We start from the raw sequence: 17,411 nt of genomic DNA, 5'->3' as shown, positions 1-17,411 counted from the left end.
GTAGGTATGTAGCAAACATGTATCGCAACATGCAGGAGCTAAATCCAAGATAAATAAATTTCACCTGCCATATACATTTCAATCCTTTTTTATATTCAATACAGGTAAAAAAATAAAGCCATGGTTTGTACCATGGCTTTAGATATAAATTGTTTATTACACTTTTATTTACTGATCAAAAATTCAGTACGTCTGTTAATGCTTCGTCCTATTTCATTTTCAGAACCATCCGGGTTGATATTTGACGCAATCGGTTTTGTTTCTCCGTAACCTTTCGCCTGGATCTGTTTTGCGCTGATCCCTTTCTGTATCAGGTATTGCATCACTTTTAATGCACGCTGATCGGATAGGTTTTCATTGTATTTATGACTTCCTACATCATCCGTATGTGAACTGATAATAATTTTATCCGTGGGATGTTCTTTTAAGAACGGGATCAAGATATTGTCGATAGCGGCTTTAGCTTCATCATTCAGATCTGTCTGATTTGTTTCATATTGAATGTCTTTTAATACAAATGCTTTTCCTTCAACCGGTGTTTCAATAACCGGCTCTGAATTTTTCATACTTACACTAACCGGAACAAGTGTAAGGGATTTTGTAATGGTTGGTGTTGCACACATATCGCGTGTTTCAAAGGATAAGGTATCTGTTACGTAGCCGGGTTTATTGATAAAGAAGGTGTACTTCACATGCTGTGCAAGTGAAACCGTATACTTGCAGCTGGATAAACGAACAGTATCTTTTTCAGCAGCTTTTGTTTTTAAATTAACCTGATTGATGTTAAGCAATTCTCCATCGCAGTTATTTTTTGCGGCAACATCCAGCACGCTCAGATCAAGCGTACACACAAATGGGGGAGGGGGAATTACTTCGAATGAAAAGATGTCATCGCAGCAGGTCTCATGGAAGAATGGTGTTCCGCCGGGTCTGTTAGATACAAAGAATCCTGTTTTTGCATTATCTGCCAGTACAAAGCTTAGTTCATCCTGTGGTGAGTTAACCGGGAAAGAAAGGTTTTCCGGACGGCCAAACCGGCGGCCATCTTTTTCCAGTTTATAAATATCCAACCCTCCGGCATTAACCAATCCGTTTGAACTGAAATATAAGGTTTGTGTAGGAACGTGGTAGAAAGGCGTACATTCTGTTTCTGGTGTATTTGCTACGGCCAGGTTTGTTGGTTCATTCCACGTTTTTTTACTTGCATTATACGAGGTGTACCAGATGTCAAGTCCGCCTTTGCCTTTAGGCCTGTCGGAAACAAAATACAGGTATTCAATTGTATTCACTACAGGTTTTGGTACAGGCTTGTTACCGCCGGTTTTACGCGGCGGCATATTTTTAGGCGTAGTAGTTGCAGCACTGCTTGATGTTGTATCAATTACAATGGTAGGCTGTGTTGCTGTATAACCTTCAATATTGATCGGGTCAGGAAGCTTAGAGGGGTGCGACCATTTACCGGATACTCTTTCTGAATAATAAATGGCACAACTTACTTTTCCGTGATGGTTTTTGGTGCATTTTGTAAAATAATACCGGTCTGTAGTAGGGGAGTAAACAAAATTCCCCATGTCCATTGCTGGGTCATTGATGGCTTCCAGTAAACCCTTTTCAACCCATTGCCCTTTTACTTTTTTTGCTTCATAAAGTTGTCTCACAGGCTGCTTTTCGTAATGCTCGCCGCGTGTATCATAATAGATTACAGAGTCAATTCTAAGAGAACCAAAGGCAAGTGTTGTACTGTCCAGAATCACAGGTGAAAACTCCGTATGCGGAAAGTTTACAGATTTGCCGGCATTTTTGATTTGCGTATTTTGAGGGAAATCTCTGTACGTTATTCCGCTGTCGCATCCGGAAATATCTCGTGCAAGTGTAGCCTTGAATGTTTTATCTGCAAGGGCAGCAGAATTTTTTCTGAATTCTGAAAATGTTTGTTTGGCATCTTCGTATCTGCCAGTCATTTTTTGCATCAATCCCTGATAGTACTGGGCTAACGGATAGTCTGCTGCCGCTATTTCATGAATTTTTCCGTAGGTAACTTCAGCTGCTTTATAATTTCTGGTGAAGCGCTGCATTTCTGCAACCTGGTAAAGTGCTTTCAGATCGGATGAATCGTTGCGTACAACTTCTTCATAATAAAAAAGTGCTGTATAAATATCACCTGTTTCTTCAGCAATGCGGGCCCTTGTCTTCATTTTAGATAAACTCAGACTTTTATCAATTCCATCTAAATTCTGAGCGGTAACGCGGGTAAATGCTGTTAGAATAAAAACAATACTAAAAGCTAGATATTTCATGGTATGTATTAAAGGATAATGCGGCAGTGTACATGAGGTACTAGTAACGGTCGCAGGGGATTGTTAATTTATTGGATGCTCTGGATGGTGTGGTATAAGAAATGGATATTTCCCACGCCGTTTTATTTCTGGCATCTTTGCTAAGGGATGAAACATTGAAGTCGCCACTTAGGCCAAATGCAATTCTGTTATATGTAAAACCTAATACACCGATTGCAGCGTCGCTGTTTGTAGTACTGCCGCGGTACCCTGCACCGAATAATATACCCAGGTTTTCTGTAAGCTTTCTATTTGCATTTACACCTAACATGAAGTCTGTTGCAGAAGCTGAATTCATATAAAATAAATGCGGGGTCACTGTCATTTTTGTTGAAAGGTAATACACAGCGTTTGCATTAAATACATGCCTGAATGGAATAGATTTATTGGCATTGCCATATCCTTCCGTTGGGCGTGTTGCATTAAACAGGGCATAACCGGCAGATAATTTTACTTTTCCGAAAAGATGTGCCCAGCCAACTCCTGCATTTACATTGATATAATTCCAGCTGTTTTTTACAGATCCTTCATTTGAATTAGCTGTAGGATCATAAGCACCAAGCTGGTAATCCCACTGGCTAGGAAATGTCTGGTCATTGGTATTGATATTTCTCATTACAATTCCGGATTGCACACCAAAACGCAATAAATGGCCCTTGTAATTTTTCTGATAACTTCCGGAAATGTATATTTTATTCGTGTGTAAAAAATAAGAACTTACCTGATCATTGATCAGGATCAATCCTAAGCCAAATTCATCGGGGCGTTTTAAAAATTTCTTCTCTACTGAAATCATATTCGTTTTCATGGAGGGAGAAATTTGTGACCACTGACTTCTGGAATTGGCAACTACTTTCAGATCTCCGTCAAAGTTCCCTGTATATGCAGGGTTTAATGAAAGATTGGATGTGTAGTATTGTGTAAGATGAATATCTTGTGCTATGGATATTGTATGAATAAAAACCAATACACAAAAAGTGCTTATAAATTTCATTTGTATAGTATAAAATAATCTAACTGATATATTTACCACGTACCAACGTGTGATAAGTAATATGTTGCCATTGAGTTATATTGGTCGTAGGTGAAGCTGGCGCAGCCACAGGGGTAATACGACATAATATTTGATACATCGGGTGAATAGGTGTCACCGTTTGCATCTCGCTTCAAGCTATTGAATTCACAGCCTATCATGTAGTCTGATGTTTCTTCTCCCATTACATAAGGGTCAGCTGGTGTATCGCAGATTTTATCGCCGGCTGTAGCACAGTTGCTGCCATTGGCTAATTCAGGAACTGTATTGTCAAACGTATGTGCCAGGCCAAAATAATGGCCAAGCTCGTGTGCTACTACACCAGCAGAAAAGCAGCCTTTTTTAAATACAATCTGGCCTGCCCGTACACTTGAACTGATTCCTCCGCCCTCGGCATAAGCACAAACCGTGTGTTCAATAACGTCTACTTCATTTACAAAGTAAAAGTTGATCCGGTTTGTTAAACCATATACAGGTTTTAACTCATTCTTTTTTTTGCTTATACTTTCCTGGTAGATCAGTTCATTGTACTGTACGTTATCTATCGTTCTGTATTCGCACACAGTGAATGTTACACCGATAGGTTTGAAGTACACACTGGCCTGAGTCAGCGCAGATTCTATCTCTTGCGCAGTAATACCGCCGCCCACCGTATGCACAACAATTAAAAAATTTTTATTAATTTGGGGCAATGGTTTGATAGAGTCTCCAGTAACCGATGCCTCTACCCATGAGGTGTGAGCGAATAGCATTGTTAGAGTTACTGCAATATTGAAAAGAAGTAATTTTTTCAAAATATAATTTTTTGTTGATTGTAAAATCTGTTTAATTTATTACGTTTGTAAAATATCGTTGCAATGTAATATTAGTTTTTCAAAAAATGATAAAAAATTTAAAGATTATATTTCTCTTCGGAATAATTTTTTCGAGAGGGGTATACGCACAGACAGCTGATGTTGTACAAGGCTGTGTCCCTTTAAAAGTCAACTTTACAAGCCCCTCTGCAAGTACCTCATACTTCTGGGATTTTAAAGATGGCGTTACATCCAATCTTCCAAATCCGGCCAATATTTTTACCAAACCGGGTATTTATCAGGTTACTTTTCAGGAAACGGTTGGCGGTCCGGTTTTAAAAACAATACCTATAGAAGTATTTCCGCAGCCTGTAATCAGCATCAATGTGGCTTCAGGCTGCTCCCCCCTGAACGGACAATTTGTAAGTACATCAGTGGTAAATCCAAAAATTTCCATAAATAATTATACATGGGTGTTTGGTGACGGCGTAATTTCACAAGGTGCAACGATGTCCAGTACCACGCACCAATACAATGCAAAGGGCGATTATAATGTTTCATTAGGTATTGAAACCCAATACCCGAGCTGTAACATGACAGCTGTTTTCAATAACGCTGTACACGTATATGACCCGCCTGCGGCATCATTTACAACCAATCCGGTAAGTACGGTATCCTGTAATAATACATTGCCTGTAACATTTACAAATACTTCTACGGGCTCGCAGCCCTTGTCGTATCTATGGAATCTTGGTAACGGACAAACATCAACCGCAGCGAATCCTCCTGCCCAAACGTATAACAAAGGATCTTATTCAGCTTCCTTAACAGTAAAATTTGCTTCAAATCTTGCCGGCTGCCAGGCGGTTGCCACAAAATCAATCGGTGTAGGGCGCCCCACACCTGCTATCGTAAAACAAAAAGATACAATCTGTATTGCAGATACAGCCAGACTTAGCTCTACTACTGCAGGTATTAAGTTGTGGACTGGAGATGCCAATACGATCATTATAGGTTCCGCTACGATGGATAATGTAATCATGCGATTTACATCAGGTGGTTTTCACACAATTAAATTGAAAGTTACCACTCCCGACGGACAATGTTTTGATGAGTCTACCACAAATATTTATGCAGATGATGTGCAGGCAACGATTCTGCATAACCCGCAATATTCCTGCTCAAGCCCCATGACGGTTGATTACAGTGTTGATGCAAATCAATCCAATCTGAACTATGACTGGAAGTTTCGTGACGCATCTACCAGCAAAGCGGCTACAGTAAGTAAAACATATACAAGTGCTACAAAGAATGAATATTATGGATTGAATACATTTGAAGCAATGAATACCTTACTGACAGTAACTTCTAAAAAAACCGGCTGCTGGGTTACTGCTACTTCGATAGATACTATGTGGCTTCCGAATGCCCGTATGATTCCCAATCTTTCGAGGGGGTGTGCACCGCTTAGTGTAATCTTCAGTGATTCCAGTAAGTCGAATGATCCGATCGTAAAATGGAAGTGGCTTTTTGGTGATGGAACAGATGTTGCAAATAACAGTGATGCTGCGGAAACTCATGTATTTACCCAACCTGGCATCTATGCAAATAAAGTAGTTGTTACTACAAAAAGAGGATGCATCGATACATCGTATGCGATTAACATTGAAGTTGGTTCAACCATTTCAAACATTGATTTTACTGCATCAACAAATGAAGTTTGTCCGGGACAAAATGTTGTGTTTACCCCTGTGTTACCATCCGGAGCAGCAGCACTTATTGATGCATACCATTTTTCAACAGAAGGCAGCAGATCATTTCATTGTTCTAACCAGCAGTCTTTGACCTGGTCGTATAAAAATTTACAGGGGCCTCAGAGCGTAGCACTGACGGTTGATTACAATGGTTGCTTTACAACGGTAACAAAACCCGGATTTGTAAATGTAAAAGGAGCGATTGCTAAAATTGATTACAGCGCACATTGTTCTGATCCGTTTAAATATACGTTTTCAAACACGAATTCAAATCCTGCTACAACAAGCACATGGGATTTTGGAGACAAAACAACTGGCAGTACTTCATATGAAGCACACCTGTACACCGTAACAGGCAATTATAAAATTGTGCTTACAGCAGAAGACAAAAGCAGCGGCTGTGCGGCAACGACTGATACGCTGACAGTAAAGCCAAGAGGATTAAAAGCGGTTATGGATATTGATACATTGATTTGCCTAAACATACCTTACCGGTTTGATGCAACACAATCTGTTGATGTTCAAAAAAGATGTTACCAGGGATATAACTGGAAAATGGTTGGTACAGACTTGCCTCAGCGTACAACAAGCGCTACCACTACCTATTACACGTTTACTAAACCGGGTATTTTCACGGCACAGTTAATTGTGACTGATGATAACGGATGTAAGGACACCGCTACTCAAAAAATAAAAGTCTTTGATATTCTGCCGGCCTTTACTCCGGATGATCTTATGATTTGTAATCCGGGTACGGTTAATTTTGCGGATAAGTCAACAGGCGATACTACATTAGTAGCCTGGTCCTGGAATTTCGGAGACCTTACCGGAAGTACCCAACAGAATCCGTCGCATCAATATCTGAACAAACCAAGTTCTTCTACAGGTTATAAAGTAGTCTTGCTTGTTACAGATAAAATTGGTTGTAAGGATTCCGCTAATGTGTACATTCAACAATATGATCCTACAAGCTCTATTACTGCTTCCAAGCCTGGCTTGTGTCTTGGAGAACCTGTTACATATACCGCTTCAGACTTTACTTCTCAGGGTTCCAGCTTAAAGTATAACTGGAATTTCGGAAATTCAGAAACATCTACACAGCAATCAAAAGTGGTACAATACACCACGGATCAGGTGTATGTGGTTTCATTGGATTTTGAAGAAATTGCAACAGGTTGTAAAGGGAATACAACTATTAATATGAGTGTTCAGACATACCCGACAGCAAGCTTTACAACAAATGTGGATACGGTAGCTATCTTATGTGCACCAAAGGTTGTTACCTTTACGGATCAGTCTACATCAAAATACACACCCATTTCACATACCTGGAATTTTGGAAATGGACAAACAACTACGCAGCCTAATTACACGCTTGTATTTGAAAAAGGAACATTTGATGTGAAGCATATTGTTTCGACAACAAATGGCTGCCGCGATACAATAACCAGAACCTTTAAGGTATACAAACCGGAAGGCGATTTTGTAACAGATAAAAATGCAATCTGTAAAAGTGAAATCATTCATTTCGAAGTTAAAGACCTGGTTGATGTTGTGCATTATGCATGGGCGTTTGGAGATGGTATTGTTGTTGAAGATGAACCAGCAGTAGATCATCAATACAATTTTCACCCGCCAAGCGGTTCAACGGTTGCAAAACTTAGTTTAGTAGGGTCTGAAGGATGTAATGCCCAGATTCAACGACCGATTACCATTTATCAGGTTATTGCAGATTTTGATCGTCTTGAAGGTGGCCTGGATACAGCAACGTGTTTTAACGATGGTCCATATAAATTAACAAACATATCTACAGGAGCAAGTTCGTATCATTGGGATTTTGGAGATGGACAAACCTCTACCGCTGAAAATGTAAATACACATACCTATGCAACGCCTGGTACTTATTCCGTTAAACTGGATGTAATGAGTGAGAATTTAGGCTGTAAGGATACCATTACAAAGGAAATTATTATTTATCCGAACCCGGATGTTGTTGCAACAGGCGATACCGTTTGTCAGGTGGTAGGTGCGGTGAATTTGAATGTTGTTTCACCAAACCCTACAAGTACGTATCTTTGGACTCCGTCTACAGGACTGGCAAGCAATACAGCAACCAGTACCGTTGCAACGATTCAGCACACCGTTCATTATAATGTAGTTGAAACAGATATTAATGGCTGTACGGATAATGCCATTGCTCCGGCTGTAATTATTGAACGCATTAAGCTCCGGGATTTGGATACCAGTATTGTTATCGGCGATATTATTGCGTTGCCGGTATGGGGTGAGAGTTACTACAGCTTTAGCTGGGATCCAAGCAAAGGCTTAAGCTGCTTAACATGTAACTATCCGCAGGTACAGCCGCTGGATGATATTTTATACACGTTAACCGTTAACGATGCAAGAAACTGCTATCCGAATGATCAGTATACATACAAGATTTCGATCAAACCGGAAACGTTTGTGAAAATGCCTAGCATGTTTACACCAAACGGAGATGGTAACAATGATGTTGTGAAAGTAAATGGATGGGGGATTAAAGAACTCCGCGAGTTTCAGATCTTCAACCGTTGGGGGCAATTAATCTATTCATCGAATGATATTAACGAAGGCTGGGACGGCACATTTAACGGGCTTCTTCAAGGCAGTGATATTTATGTGTACAAAGTAAAGGCGTTAACCTGGCGTGAATTTGAAATTAAAGAAGAAGGATATATAAACCTCGTTCGATAAGTAATCATTCTTATAAATGAAAAAAGGTGTCAGGAATAATTTTCCTGACACCTTTTTTCATTTACGGAATTACTGTACACTTTTGAAAACAGCAACCGGGAAAGTCTTACATGCAGCCGCGACAGTAATACTTTTCAGTATTGGGTATGTTTCTGCTGTAAATACATTCATCCATTTATCCGGTAATCCGTCCGGCAACTGTGCGATCATATCCTTCCAGGAACGTTGAGAATATGTTTCGCCGGCTACCTCGAACCCTACAGGTATAATTACAAGCACATGTTTGTTTTGATAACTGCGTACATAGGCTATGACCTTTTTACCTGTCTCCGATGTAACAGAAACAGGTGTATACGTACCGAATAGAAAGACATCCTGGAGATCATTTCTTAGTTCTAATAACTGCCAGGTTGCAAATAATTTTTCTGCTCCGATAAAACGATTCTGACTGATAAAGTTAAGAAGCTTAGTACGGTCGTTTTCCATTGATTGTATTTTGGCTAACAGATCCTTTCTAAAAGAATAATCTACAGGTCTTCTGTTATCCGGATCTACGTAGCTGATGTCCCACAGCTCGCTGCCCTGGTAAATGTCTGGAATACCAGGTGCTGTAATTTTTATAATGGTTTGCGCAAGGGAATAAGCAGCACCATATTTTATCGCCTTTTCTACAAACGGAACAAACGTTTTTAAAAATGCATGTCCGGAATCTAATACAGAACTTATGAATTCCGTGCAGGCATGCTCATATGTATCGTTTGCTTGGGTATAATTTGTGTGCACTTTTGCTTCTTTAAGTGCTTTTACTACAAAGTTTTTTGTTCGGGTAATAAACTCATCTGTAACAAGCATGTTTTCAGGAAAAGCTCCGATCAAGGATTGATAAATAAAATATTCATCATTTAAAGAAGGCGCAGGCTGATCATTGATATGTTGAATGAAGCCATTGTTTTCCTGATGCCATTGATGTAATAAAACTTTCCACTCGGTCTGTAAATGAGATAATACATTGATACGCATACGCGCGTCTTCACCTCGTTTGGTATCATGTGTAGAAGTTGCATTCAGTGAGTATGGGTTATTGGCAAGTCTGCTCAGCATTTTATCATGAAAGGAGTCAATGCTGATCCCTAATTCACAAGGTGCATCTCCAACTTCATTATGCGAAATTAATGGGTTGTATATATAAAAGGTTGTATCTTCAACGCCCTTTGCTGCTAAGGGGCCAGTAAACTGCATAAGCTTTCTGATGAACGTTAGTTTCTGATCACACTGCTCTTCATCATATTCAAACAGATTCTTAATTATATGCAGTGTTGCTTTAAGTGTAGGTTCGTGCTGTATAGCAATATTGTATGCCGTTTCAACAATTTTAAATGCCTCCGGAATTAAAGGCAGGCGATCCGGGTAGATACGGTAAATAGGGAAGGCAGCCATAAAAACAGCTAAGCTTTTTCTGAAAACTTTTTGATCTGTACCTGCAGGCAACACATGCAATTGATTGATCAAGGTCATTAAATTATCCAGCTCTCCCTGCATATGATCATATAAAAACGTATGTTTCTTTTCATACACCATATCATCATAATGTTCATGCCGTTGAATAAAATCAAAATATTCAGAACGTATTTCTTCAGCCCCTTGCTGATCTGTCAGTACACGATTGGTAAAAGATAGAAATTCATAGCCGCTGGTACCTTCTATATTCCAGTCTTTAGCGAAGTCTTCATTATATTCCAGTATTTTTTCAGCAATAATATAACAGTGTTCGCCCAATAAATTGCGTAGCCTTTGCAGATATTGCTTGGGGTCATACAATCCATCAATGTGATCTACACGCACACCCTGAATAATATTTTCTTTATATAAATACGCTGTTAAAGAATGATATTCATTGAAAACAGATTCCTCTTCCATCCGAAGGCAAATTAAATTATTGATGGTAAAGAACCGACGGTAATTCATTTTTGAATCGGATGTTTTCCAATGTACCAGTGAATAATATTGCTGAAGGACAAGTGCTTTTAAAATGTGTTTGTCTTTATTACATTTTTTTGTAAGCCATTCTGCTTCTAGACTGTAATTGTCATCGTTTTTTATTTTTTCTGAAAATTCCGTTTTGAATTTTTTAAATGCTTCAAAAGAAGCAGTAGCAGCCTGATCCAGATAAGTTTTAATTTCACGCACAAAATCTTCATGTATGTGTTTATTCTCCAATAAGGAAATTAAAACAGGATAGGCCGTTATGGATATCGGATACCCGGTTTCAAAATACATCAGTGAAAAGCCGGTATCTGTAAAAGCAACGTGTATGTCGCCTGATTCAATAGCAGCATCTATATCAGTACCTAAGGTTGGAATGATAAGCTTTCCGAGTGAATCCGGATGTTCCCAGTTGATATCAAAAAAACGGTAATAAGAAGAATGATTTCCTCTTTCCAGCACATCCATTAACCGGATATTTTCAGTTGAAAAACACATATGATTCGGAACAATATCCTGTACCCAGCTCATGTTATGTTGTTTCAAAACGGCGGATAATTCTTTTAACTGTTCCAATGTTCCGATCTGCGGATTGATCGCTGTAAAATCTGTTACATCATACCCGTGCGCACTGTCTTTACTGGATGTTGTGATCGGTGCTGCGTAGATCGTTGAGATGCCCAGCTGGCTTAAATACGGAATCTGTGCCTGCAGATCTTTAAACGTAAACGTATGATTTAGCTGAACCCGATACGTTGATGCAGGGAAATAAACCGGGCTTACCGAACCGATGTTTAAAAATGAGTCCGGGGAAATTGTTGTTGCAAATGTATTCATAGCTGATGCATGTTTAATGTTATGTTCACTGGAAAGAGAGACCTTTTAATGAATTTTTATCATACCAGAACGGTGTAAAATCTGTATCGAGTGATGCGCATTCCACATGCATATTTGTACTGGAAGCATTTCCAAAGATGCTGGCCACGGCAGCATCTGCAGCATCACGTCCTGTAGCTATTTTTACAAGTCCGTTAAGTGGTACCAATCGTGTAGCATCAAAGATGATCCAGTTGCCTCCGATATAGGCTTCAAAGCATGCATGAAAGTCAGGTGGATTTAATTTAAAGGCATAACCAGTAAAGTAACGTGCAGGAATAGATAAGGCTCTGCATAAAGCAATCCCTAAATGTGCAAAATCGCGGCACACGCCTGCACGTTCTGTTATGGTGTCAAAGGCCGACGTTTGTGAATTTGTACTGCCGCTGATGTATTCAACATTGTTATAGATCCAGTCTGTAATCGCAAGTACTTTTGAATAGACATTTTCGATTTTGCCGAATTCTTTGTACGCCAGTTTTTGAAGCTTGTCTGATTGACAATAACGGCTTGGAAAGAGAAATGGAATAATATCTCCGTCAAGATCTACCACGGGAACAGTTTCCAGTTCCTGTCTTTGATCAATAACCTTGTATTGTGTATCAACCGTGGCAGTATAAGACATACTGAATGTCGTATTTTCAGTTGCCTTTAATCGCACAAACCGGCTTGTGCCTGAATTATACGAAAACTCTTCTATTTCTATTGGTGGCGTAACGATCAATGATTCGTCCAGTATGTGCTGGCTTTCCGTGCGTAAAGCATGAACGTTAAAAATGAATGTTGTTGGCGACATAACCTGATAGGTAATGTCACTGTGTATTTTAAATTTCATATAGAAGTATGTTAATCGTTTTCTGTAATATTAATTGGAAGGTGCAGGAGGATTGTCGAGTTTCTCTTCAAGTTTGTCAAAGGTCTTATCGATCCAGTCTTCCGGAATTTCGTCCAGTGCATTTTTTAGTTTTGCTGCCCACAGATCAGAGATAGCAGCCAGGTCTTTTTGTTCATACCGTTTTTCAAACATCTGAAAAGAGTCTTTTTTGTAGAGCACAACATCAATAGGGAAATCTACATTGTTTGAACTTACACGTGTAGAATCAAAAGAAAGAAAACCGGCTTTTAATGCCTGTTTCATGCGTGTATTCGGATTAAGAATTCTGTTTAATATGGCTTTGCCCTGCCCGGAATTTCCTATAATCACGTAGGGAGATCCTTCATCCAGTTCAACCCAGTTTCCTTCTGAATAAATAAGAAATAATTTATGCTCATCGTCATCTTTTAATTGCCCGCCAATAATGGTGTTCAAATTAAATTTTAAACCGGCATTTAATAAAAAATTTTTATCTTCCACTGCAACGCGTTTGATCTGCTCTCCAAAGGCATTAACAGCTTTATATAATTTATTATATGTTTTATTTATCTCTGTTAATTCCTGAAAATAATTAATGGCTTTATCACGCACCGAACGCAGGCCGCTTGTCATGATAAACATAGAATGTTTATCATATTGCTCTACATGTACTTTCTTTTTGATGGAAATACTTGAACCTGCTGTAATGCAGGTGTCTGAAATCGCCACCAGGCCGTCCTTAACTTTAATTGCAAGGCAATACGTCATATTTCTGGTACGTCAAAATGTAAAAACTCTTTTGAATGCAATATTGCGTACAACAAGGTATTATGCATTACATAAAAATTAAATTATGTTGCATATATAACATAAAAATGAAAAATGGGAAGAGAAACAGAGAAGGTAGTAAACAGTATTAAGACCTTATAACAAATTAAAAAGCCATCTGTTCAATAATTAAAAACAGATGGCCTGAGTGTATGGGATATTATTTTCATTTGAATTTTCCTACCGATGCAAAATGCGCAATAACATCTCTGTTTTGCATGCCAGCATTATTTAAGCAGCTCATAATTTCTTCTTCTGAAATATGAAAATCATAGAGGTCAAGCACACGCATGAAGTGTTTGCAAAAAATCAGTTTGGATTGTGCAACGGATTCTGAACCTATAGCCCAGGCCAACTGACCAACGGTTGCATCCAGAAAAGGCGGAATGTCTTCAAATGGATTTACATCATGTGCAGGGCTATCCAAAACCCCAAAGTAAACTTTAGTCAGCCAACGGATTTTTTTTTCAGGTGATAGTATTTCATCATTCATAATCTACTTTATTTTAAACAATTTATGATCTAAAATATATTAATAAAAGGCATGGAAATTCTTTCACACCTGCTTATATAAGTTAAGCAGAATAATCAGTAAAAACGAAAAAATACCGTTAAGAAATTATTGCCCCGGCTTATAGGTTTGTGCTGCAATGGTGATGTTACCTGTATTGAGATTGTATACGGCAACCAGATAGTCCGGGTTTAGATACCACATGTTTGTCTGGGCATAATGGTTGTCTTCTTCAATATTCACCAGCTGGTAAGAGCCCAGCTGGTCGCTGTAATAGTTTAATATTTTTTCATACAATGCATATCCTTTTGTATCATTGGACTCATTGAAAACAATGCTGTACCTGACTAACGTATCATTTTTAAAATTGAATTCAAGCTTGCCTTTATATTTTAAAAAAGATATATCCTGTAACGATTCCTGAAGTCCTTTTTTACCGAGCTGTTCATTAAAATCTTCGGCATGTAACGGTTTTACAGCCGGAAGTTTGTCCTTTAACTGATCATAGCTGATACCTAACGAAAATTTTTCAAACAGCAAAAGATGTGTTGCATCTTCTGCTGTATACTGCAGGGTAGATACTTTCTTTTGAATAGGGGTAGTGTCAATCGCAACCGGTGCAATGGTATCGATTTTAACCACCGGAATACTGTCTATTTGCTGTGTACCATCTGTTTCAGATTCTGTACAGGAAGTAATGCCGGTAATTAATATAAGTACGATAATGAATATCTTTTTCATTGCTGTTAATTTTGATCTGTATCTATAATGATCCTGCCTTTAGAACCAATGTGTAAAGTATGTTCATTCTGAACAATAGAGGCGATTTTATTTTTTATAGATTGCAACCCTTTAATGTCTTTTTCTAATTTAATGAAAAGTTCGATATGATAATAATTTCTTAATTTTTCAATCGACGCCACTTGCGGACCTAAAATCCGTTTGCTGCCAATAGCATCTTTAAGTTTAGCCGTTAAGCCATGTGCTGTTTTTAACGCTTCTTTTTTATCCAGATGCAGTACAGAAATATGTGTTACACGGGTGAATGGGGGATAATGATACATTTCCCGCTCATAAAGCTCCCGTGTAAAGAAACCATCGTAATCATTATTCTTTATAAACGCAAAGACAGGGTGCTCGGGTTGTGCTGTCTGGATAATAACTTTCCCCTCGCCGCTTTTTCTTCCTGCCCGTCCGCTTACCTGAACAATCATCTGATAGGTACGTTCAATGGCTCTGAAGTCAGGAAAATACAGCATGCGGTCCGCATCGTACACACCCACAAGTTCAACGTTGGCAAAATCCAATCCTTTTGTCACCATTTGGGTACCTATCAATATATCAATTTCGTGCTGACTGAAAGCTGTGATCAATTCGGCAAAGCTGTTTTTTTTGCGCGTTGTATCAAGATCCATGCGGCGGATCCGGGCTTCTGGCAGAAGTATCTGTAATTCATCTTCAATACGTTCAGTACCTGATCCTACAGTTTTTAAACGATGCGAACTGCAGCTGTCGCACTTTTGAGGCACCTTGCGGGTAAAGCCGCAATAATGGCAACGCAGTTCATGGCTGAACTGGTGATAGGTTAAACTAACTGAGCAGCTGGTACACATCGGAATGTTGCCGCAATCTTCGCATTCCAGCATCGGGGCATATCCGCGGCGGTTCTGAAAAATAATAACCTGTTTTTTATTTGCTATGGTTTCGCGTATCGCTGAAAGAAGTGTTAACGAAAAACCTTGCTGAACAGTTTTATTTTTGCGTTCAACACGCATATCTGCCAGCCTGATCTCGGGCAATGATACATTGCCATATCTGTTCAGCAGAGGCACATAACCCCACCGGTTTTTTAAGGCTGCGTCTCTGCTTTCTATGCTTGGTGTGGCAGAACCCAATACGGTTTTGGCATTGTGAATGCGTGCAAGCATCAGCGCTGCATCCCGGCCATTGTAGCGCGGAGCAGGGTCCTGTTGTTTGTATGAAGCCTCATGTTCTTCATCAATAATAATCAGGCCTAAATGTGTGAAAGGAAGGAAAACAGAAGAACGTACACCAACAATAAAATCGTAGCGGCCTTCCTGCAATCCTCTCCAGACTTCTACACGTTCGTTGTCTGAAAATTTAGAATGATATACGCCCATGCGGTCGCCGAAATATTCTTCAAGCCGCTGTACAATCTGTGTGGTTAAGGCAATTTCAGGGAGCAGCAGCAATGCTTGTGAACCATTATCAATGCTGCGTTTGATCAGGTCAATATAAATCTCTGTTTTACCGCTTCCGGTTACGCCGTGCAGCAGCACACTATCTTTAGTGTCTAACTGAAGCAGGATAGATTCTTTCGCAGCTTCCTGCTGTTCGGATAATTCTACGACAGATTTTTTTTCGTCTGCACGGTAACTTAATCTGGAAATAACTTCTTCGAACGCTTCAAACACTTTATTTTTAATAAGTGTCTGCAACGAAGAAGTAGAAAGTCCGGAAGCAGTAAAAAAAGTTTTTTCAATACCTGGTATGTTAGCGCCGGGAGTCTGAATGACCGGTACTTCCTGCAGATAACGCATCAGTACTTCCTGCTGTCTGGGCTTTTTATCCAGCTCCTGCATCAAATTCGCCAGTGCATGCGGAGTTGTATACTGATCGGCCAAACGTATTTTGGATATTATCTTCGGACTGTATTTTTCTTTTACTTCTTCAAATAACAGGATTGCTTGTTTTTGGATCAGTAATTTTATGATTGGCTGAACGCTTGACTGGTCAATGAGTTTTGAAATGTCTTTATAGCTTAATGTATTGGAACGCAACTCCTGAATGATCCTGCGTTCTTTTTCTGTTAAGTCCACAGACGCTTCCTGAAACAGTGGGTTCAATTGAATCATGGATTCACTGCTCAATTTAAATCCGCTGGGTAAGGCCGCCTGAAGTACTTCGCCGGGTGCACATAGGTAATATTCCGCCATCCAATCCATGAATTTAAATTGATATGCATTCATCGTTGGCGTAACATCCAATACATCAATTAATTCTTTGGTCTGATAACTGGCAGGTGCATGCTGATGAATGGAACGTACCACACCGGTCACAAACTTACGCTGGCCAAAGGGCACAATAATTCTGCAGCCTGCAGAAACGGTATCTACCAGCTGATCGGGTATTTTATATGTAAATAATTGTGGAAGAGGTAAGGGTAATACCACATCACAAAAAAAACCTTCCGCACGAATTTCCTTACTGCTCATTTATATTGTTCAATCGGATTATTTAAGGATTGTAACCGTTGGTAATAATTTTTTTGCTTCTTCAAATGTTGAAGCGGGCCACTCCGGGTGGTCTCTCAGATCCAGCACTTTCAAATTTTGCATGTTGGCTAAGACACTTGGCAGTTTGCCAATATACCGGGTTCCTGCTAAATTCAGGTATTCGATTTTTGTTAATGTTGCAAAGGATGGAGGAAGTGTAGGAATGCGGTTGAATGAAAGATCGAGGCAAACCAGATTTGGAAACTGCATAATTTCTTCCGGAAAAACGGTTAATTTTTGCATTGATAAATCAAGCTTTTGTACGTTCAACGGATCTTTCAGTGCTTCTGCGATTGAATAATATGTTTTATACGATTGGCAAAGTGAATCATAGGAAACCTGTGCCGAAGCATATATGCTTGTTGATAGAATACCAGTAATGGCAAGTGCTGCAATAAAAAGTATTTTTTTCAT

Annotated in this window: 11 protein-coding genes; 1 reads left to right on the top strand and 10 read right to left on the bottom strand. The window is 39.3% G+C overall.

The window, feature by feature from the left end; all coding sequences use genetic code 11:
• Positions 1-164 precede the first annotated feature (164 nt).
• Genes CHU_RS12680 through CHU_RS12670 form a run of 3 tightly spaced genes read right to left on the bottom strand, consistent with a single transcriptional unit; the run spans position 165 to position 4,163 of the window.
• Positions 165-2,297 carry an OmpA family protein gene (locus CHU_RS12680; protein WP_011585969.1) on the bottom strand — a complete coding sequence of 711 codons (2,133 nt, stop codon included), beginning with the start codon at positions 2,295-2,297 and terminating at the stop codon, positions 165-167.
• A 40-nt stretch (positions 2,298-2,337) separates the two neighbouring features.
• Positions 2,338-3,330, bottom strand: coding sequence for a PorP/SprF family type IX secretion system membrane protein (locus tag CHU_RS12675; protein ID WP_049755566.1), 993 nt, complete (start codon positions 3,328-3,330; stop codon positions 2,338-2,340).
• Positions 3,331-3,362: 32 nt separating this feature from the next.
• Complete coding sequence (locus CHU_RS12670) at positions 3,363-4,163, bottom strand: M12 family metallo-peptidase (RefSeq protein ID WP_011585967.1); 801 nt, start codon at positions 4,161-4,163, stop codon at positions 3,363-3,365.
• 86 nt (positions 4,164-4,249) lie between these two features.
• Here CHU_RS12670 and CHU_RS12665 point away from each other — a divergent pair, with 86 nt between their 5' ends.
• The gene (locus CHU_RS12665; RefSeq protein ID WP_011585966.1) at positions 4,250-8,650 is read left to right on the top strand and encodes a PKD domain-containing protein; all 4,401 of its coding nucleotides are present in this window, start codon (positions 4,250-4,252) and stop codon (positions 8,648-8,650) included.
• Between the two features lie 69 nt (positions 8,651-8,719).
• Here the strand turns inward: CHU_RS12665 and treY are convergent, their stop codons facing one another.
• The 7 genes from treY to CHU_RS12630 all read right to left on the bottom strand — a co-directional run bounded on the left by treY (position 8,720) and on the right by CHU_RS12630 (position 17,411).
• Positions 8,720-11,470: a malto-oligosyltrehalose synthase gene (gene treY, locus CHU_RS12660; protein ID WP_011585965.1), complete on the bottom strand. Its 2,751-nt coding sequence runs from the start codon at positions 11,468-11,470 to the stop codon at positions 8,720-8,722.
• A gap of 25 nt (positions 11,471-11,495) precedes the next feature.
• Positions 11,496-12,344: a transglutaminase-like domain-containing protein gene (locus CHU_RS12655; protein WP_011585964.1), complete on the bottom strand. Its 849-nt coding sequence runs from the start codon at positions 12,342-12,344 to the stop codon at positions 11,496-11,498.
• 30 nt (positions 12,345-12,374) lie between these two features.
• Complete coding sequence (locus CHU_RS12650; protein WP_011585963.1) at positions 12,375-13,130, bottom strand: peptidase; 756 nt, start codon at positions 13,128-13,130, stop codon at positions 12,375-12,377.
• Positions 13,131-13,356: 226 nt separating this feature from the next.
• Positions 13,357-13,683, bottom strand: a complete 327-nt coding sequence (locus tag CHU_RS12645; protein ID WP_011585962.1) for a hypothetical protein — start codon at positions 13,681-13,683, stop codon at positions 13,357-13,359.
• 126 nt (positions 13,684-13,809) lie between these two features.
• Positions 13,810-14,442, bottom strand: coding sequence for a hypothetical protein (locus CHU_RS12640; protein WP_011585961.1), 633 nt, complete (start codon positions 14,440-14,442; stop codon positions 13,810-13,812).
• Positions 14,443-14,447: 5 nt separating this feature from the next.
• Entirely contained in the window at positions 14,448-16,937 is a 2,490-nt protein-coding gene (gene priA, locus CHU_RS12635) for a replication restart helicase PriA (RefSeq protein ID WP_041932384.1), read from the bottom strand.
• Positions 16,938-16,955: 18 nt separating this feature from the next.
• A complete protein-coding gene (locus CHU_RS12630) occupies positions 16,956-17,411 on the bottom strand; it encodes a leucine-rich repeat domain-containing protein (protein WP_011585959.1) in 456 nt (151 codons plus the stop codon).

The sequence above is a fragment of the Cytophaga hutchinsonii ATCC 33406 genome (assembly GCF_000014145.1).
GTDB classification, from domain to species: Bacteria; Bacteroidota; Bacteroidia; order Cytophagales; family Cytophagaceae; genus Cytophaga; species Cytophaga hutchinsonii.
This window is presented reverse-complemented; position numbering and strand designations above follow the sequence as displayed.

What these genes read in the sequence shown, in the direction of transcription:
- CHU_RS12680 (WP_011585969.1), bottom strand. Translation starts at nt 2,297, where the DNA reads ATGAAATATCTAGCTTTTAGTATTGTTTTTATTCTAACAGCATTTACC.
- CHU_RS12675 (WP_049755566.1), bottom strand. Translation starts at nt 3,330, where the DNA reads ATGAAATTTATAAGCACTTTTTGTGTATTGGTTTTTATTCATACAATA.
- CHU_RS12665 (WP_011585966.1), top strand. Translation starts at nt 4,250, where the DNA reads ATGATAAAAAATTTAAAGATTATATTTCTCTTCGGAATAATTTTTTCG.
- treY (WP_011585965.1), bottom strand. Translation starts at nt 11,470, where the DNA reads ATGAATACATTTGCAACAACAATTTCCCCGGACTCATTTTTAAACATC.
- CHU_RS12655 (WP_011585964.1), bottom strand. Translation starts at nt 12,344, where the DNA reads ATGAAATTTAAAATACACAGTGACATTACCTATCAGGTTATGTCGCCA.
- CHU_RS12650 (WP_011585963.1), bottom strand. Translation starts at nt 13,130, where the DNA reads ATGACGTATTGCCTTGCAATTAAAGTTAAGGACGGCCTGGTGGCGATT.
- CHU_RS12645 (WP_011585962.1), bottom strand. Translation starts at nt 13,683, where the DNA reads ATGAATGATGAAATACTATCACCTGAAAAAAAAATCCGTTGGCTGACT.
- CHU_RS12640 (WP_011585961.1), bottom strand. Translation starts at nt 14,442, where the DNA reads ATGAAAAAGATATTCATTATCGTACTTATATTAATTACCGGCATTACT.
- priA (WP_041932384.1), bottom strand. Translation starts at nt 16,937, where the DNA reads ATGAGCAGTAAGGAAATTCGTGCGGAAGGTTTTTTTTGTGATGTGGTA.
- CHU_RS12630 (WP_011585959.1), bottom strand. Translation starts at nt 17,411, where the DNA reads ATGAAAAAAATACTTTTTATTGCAGCACTTGCCATTACTGGTATTCTA.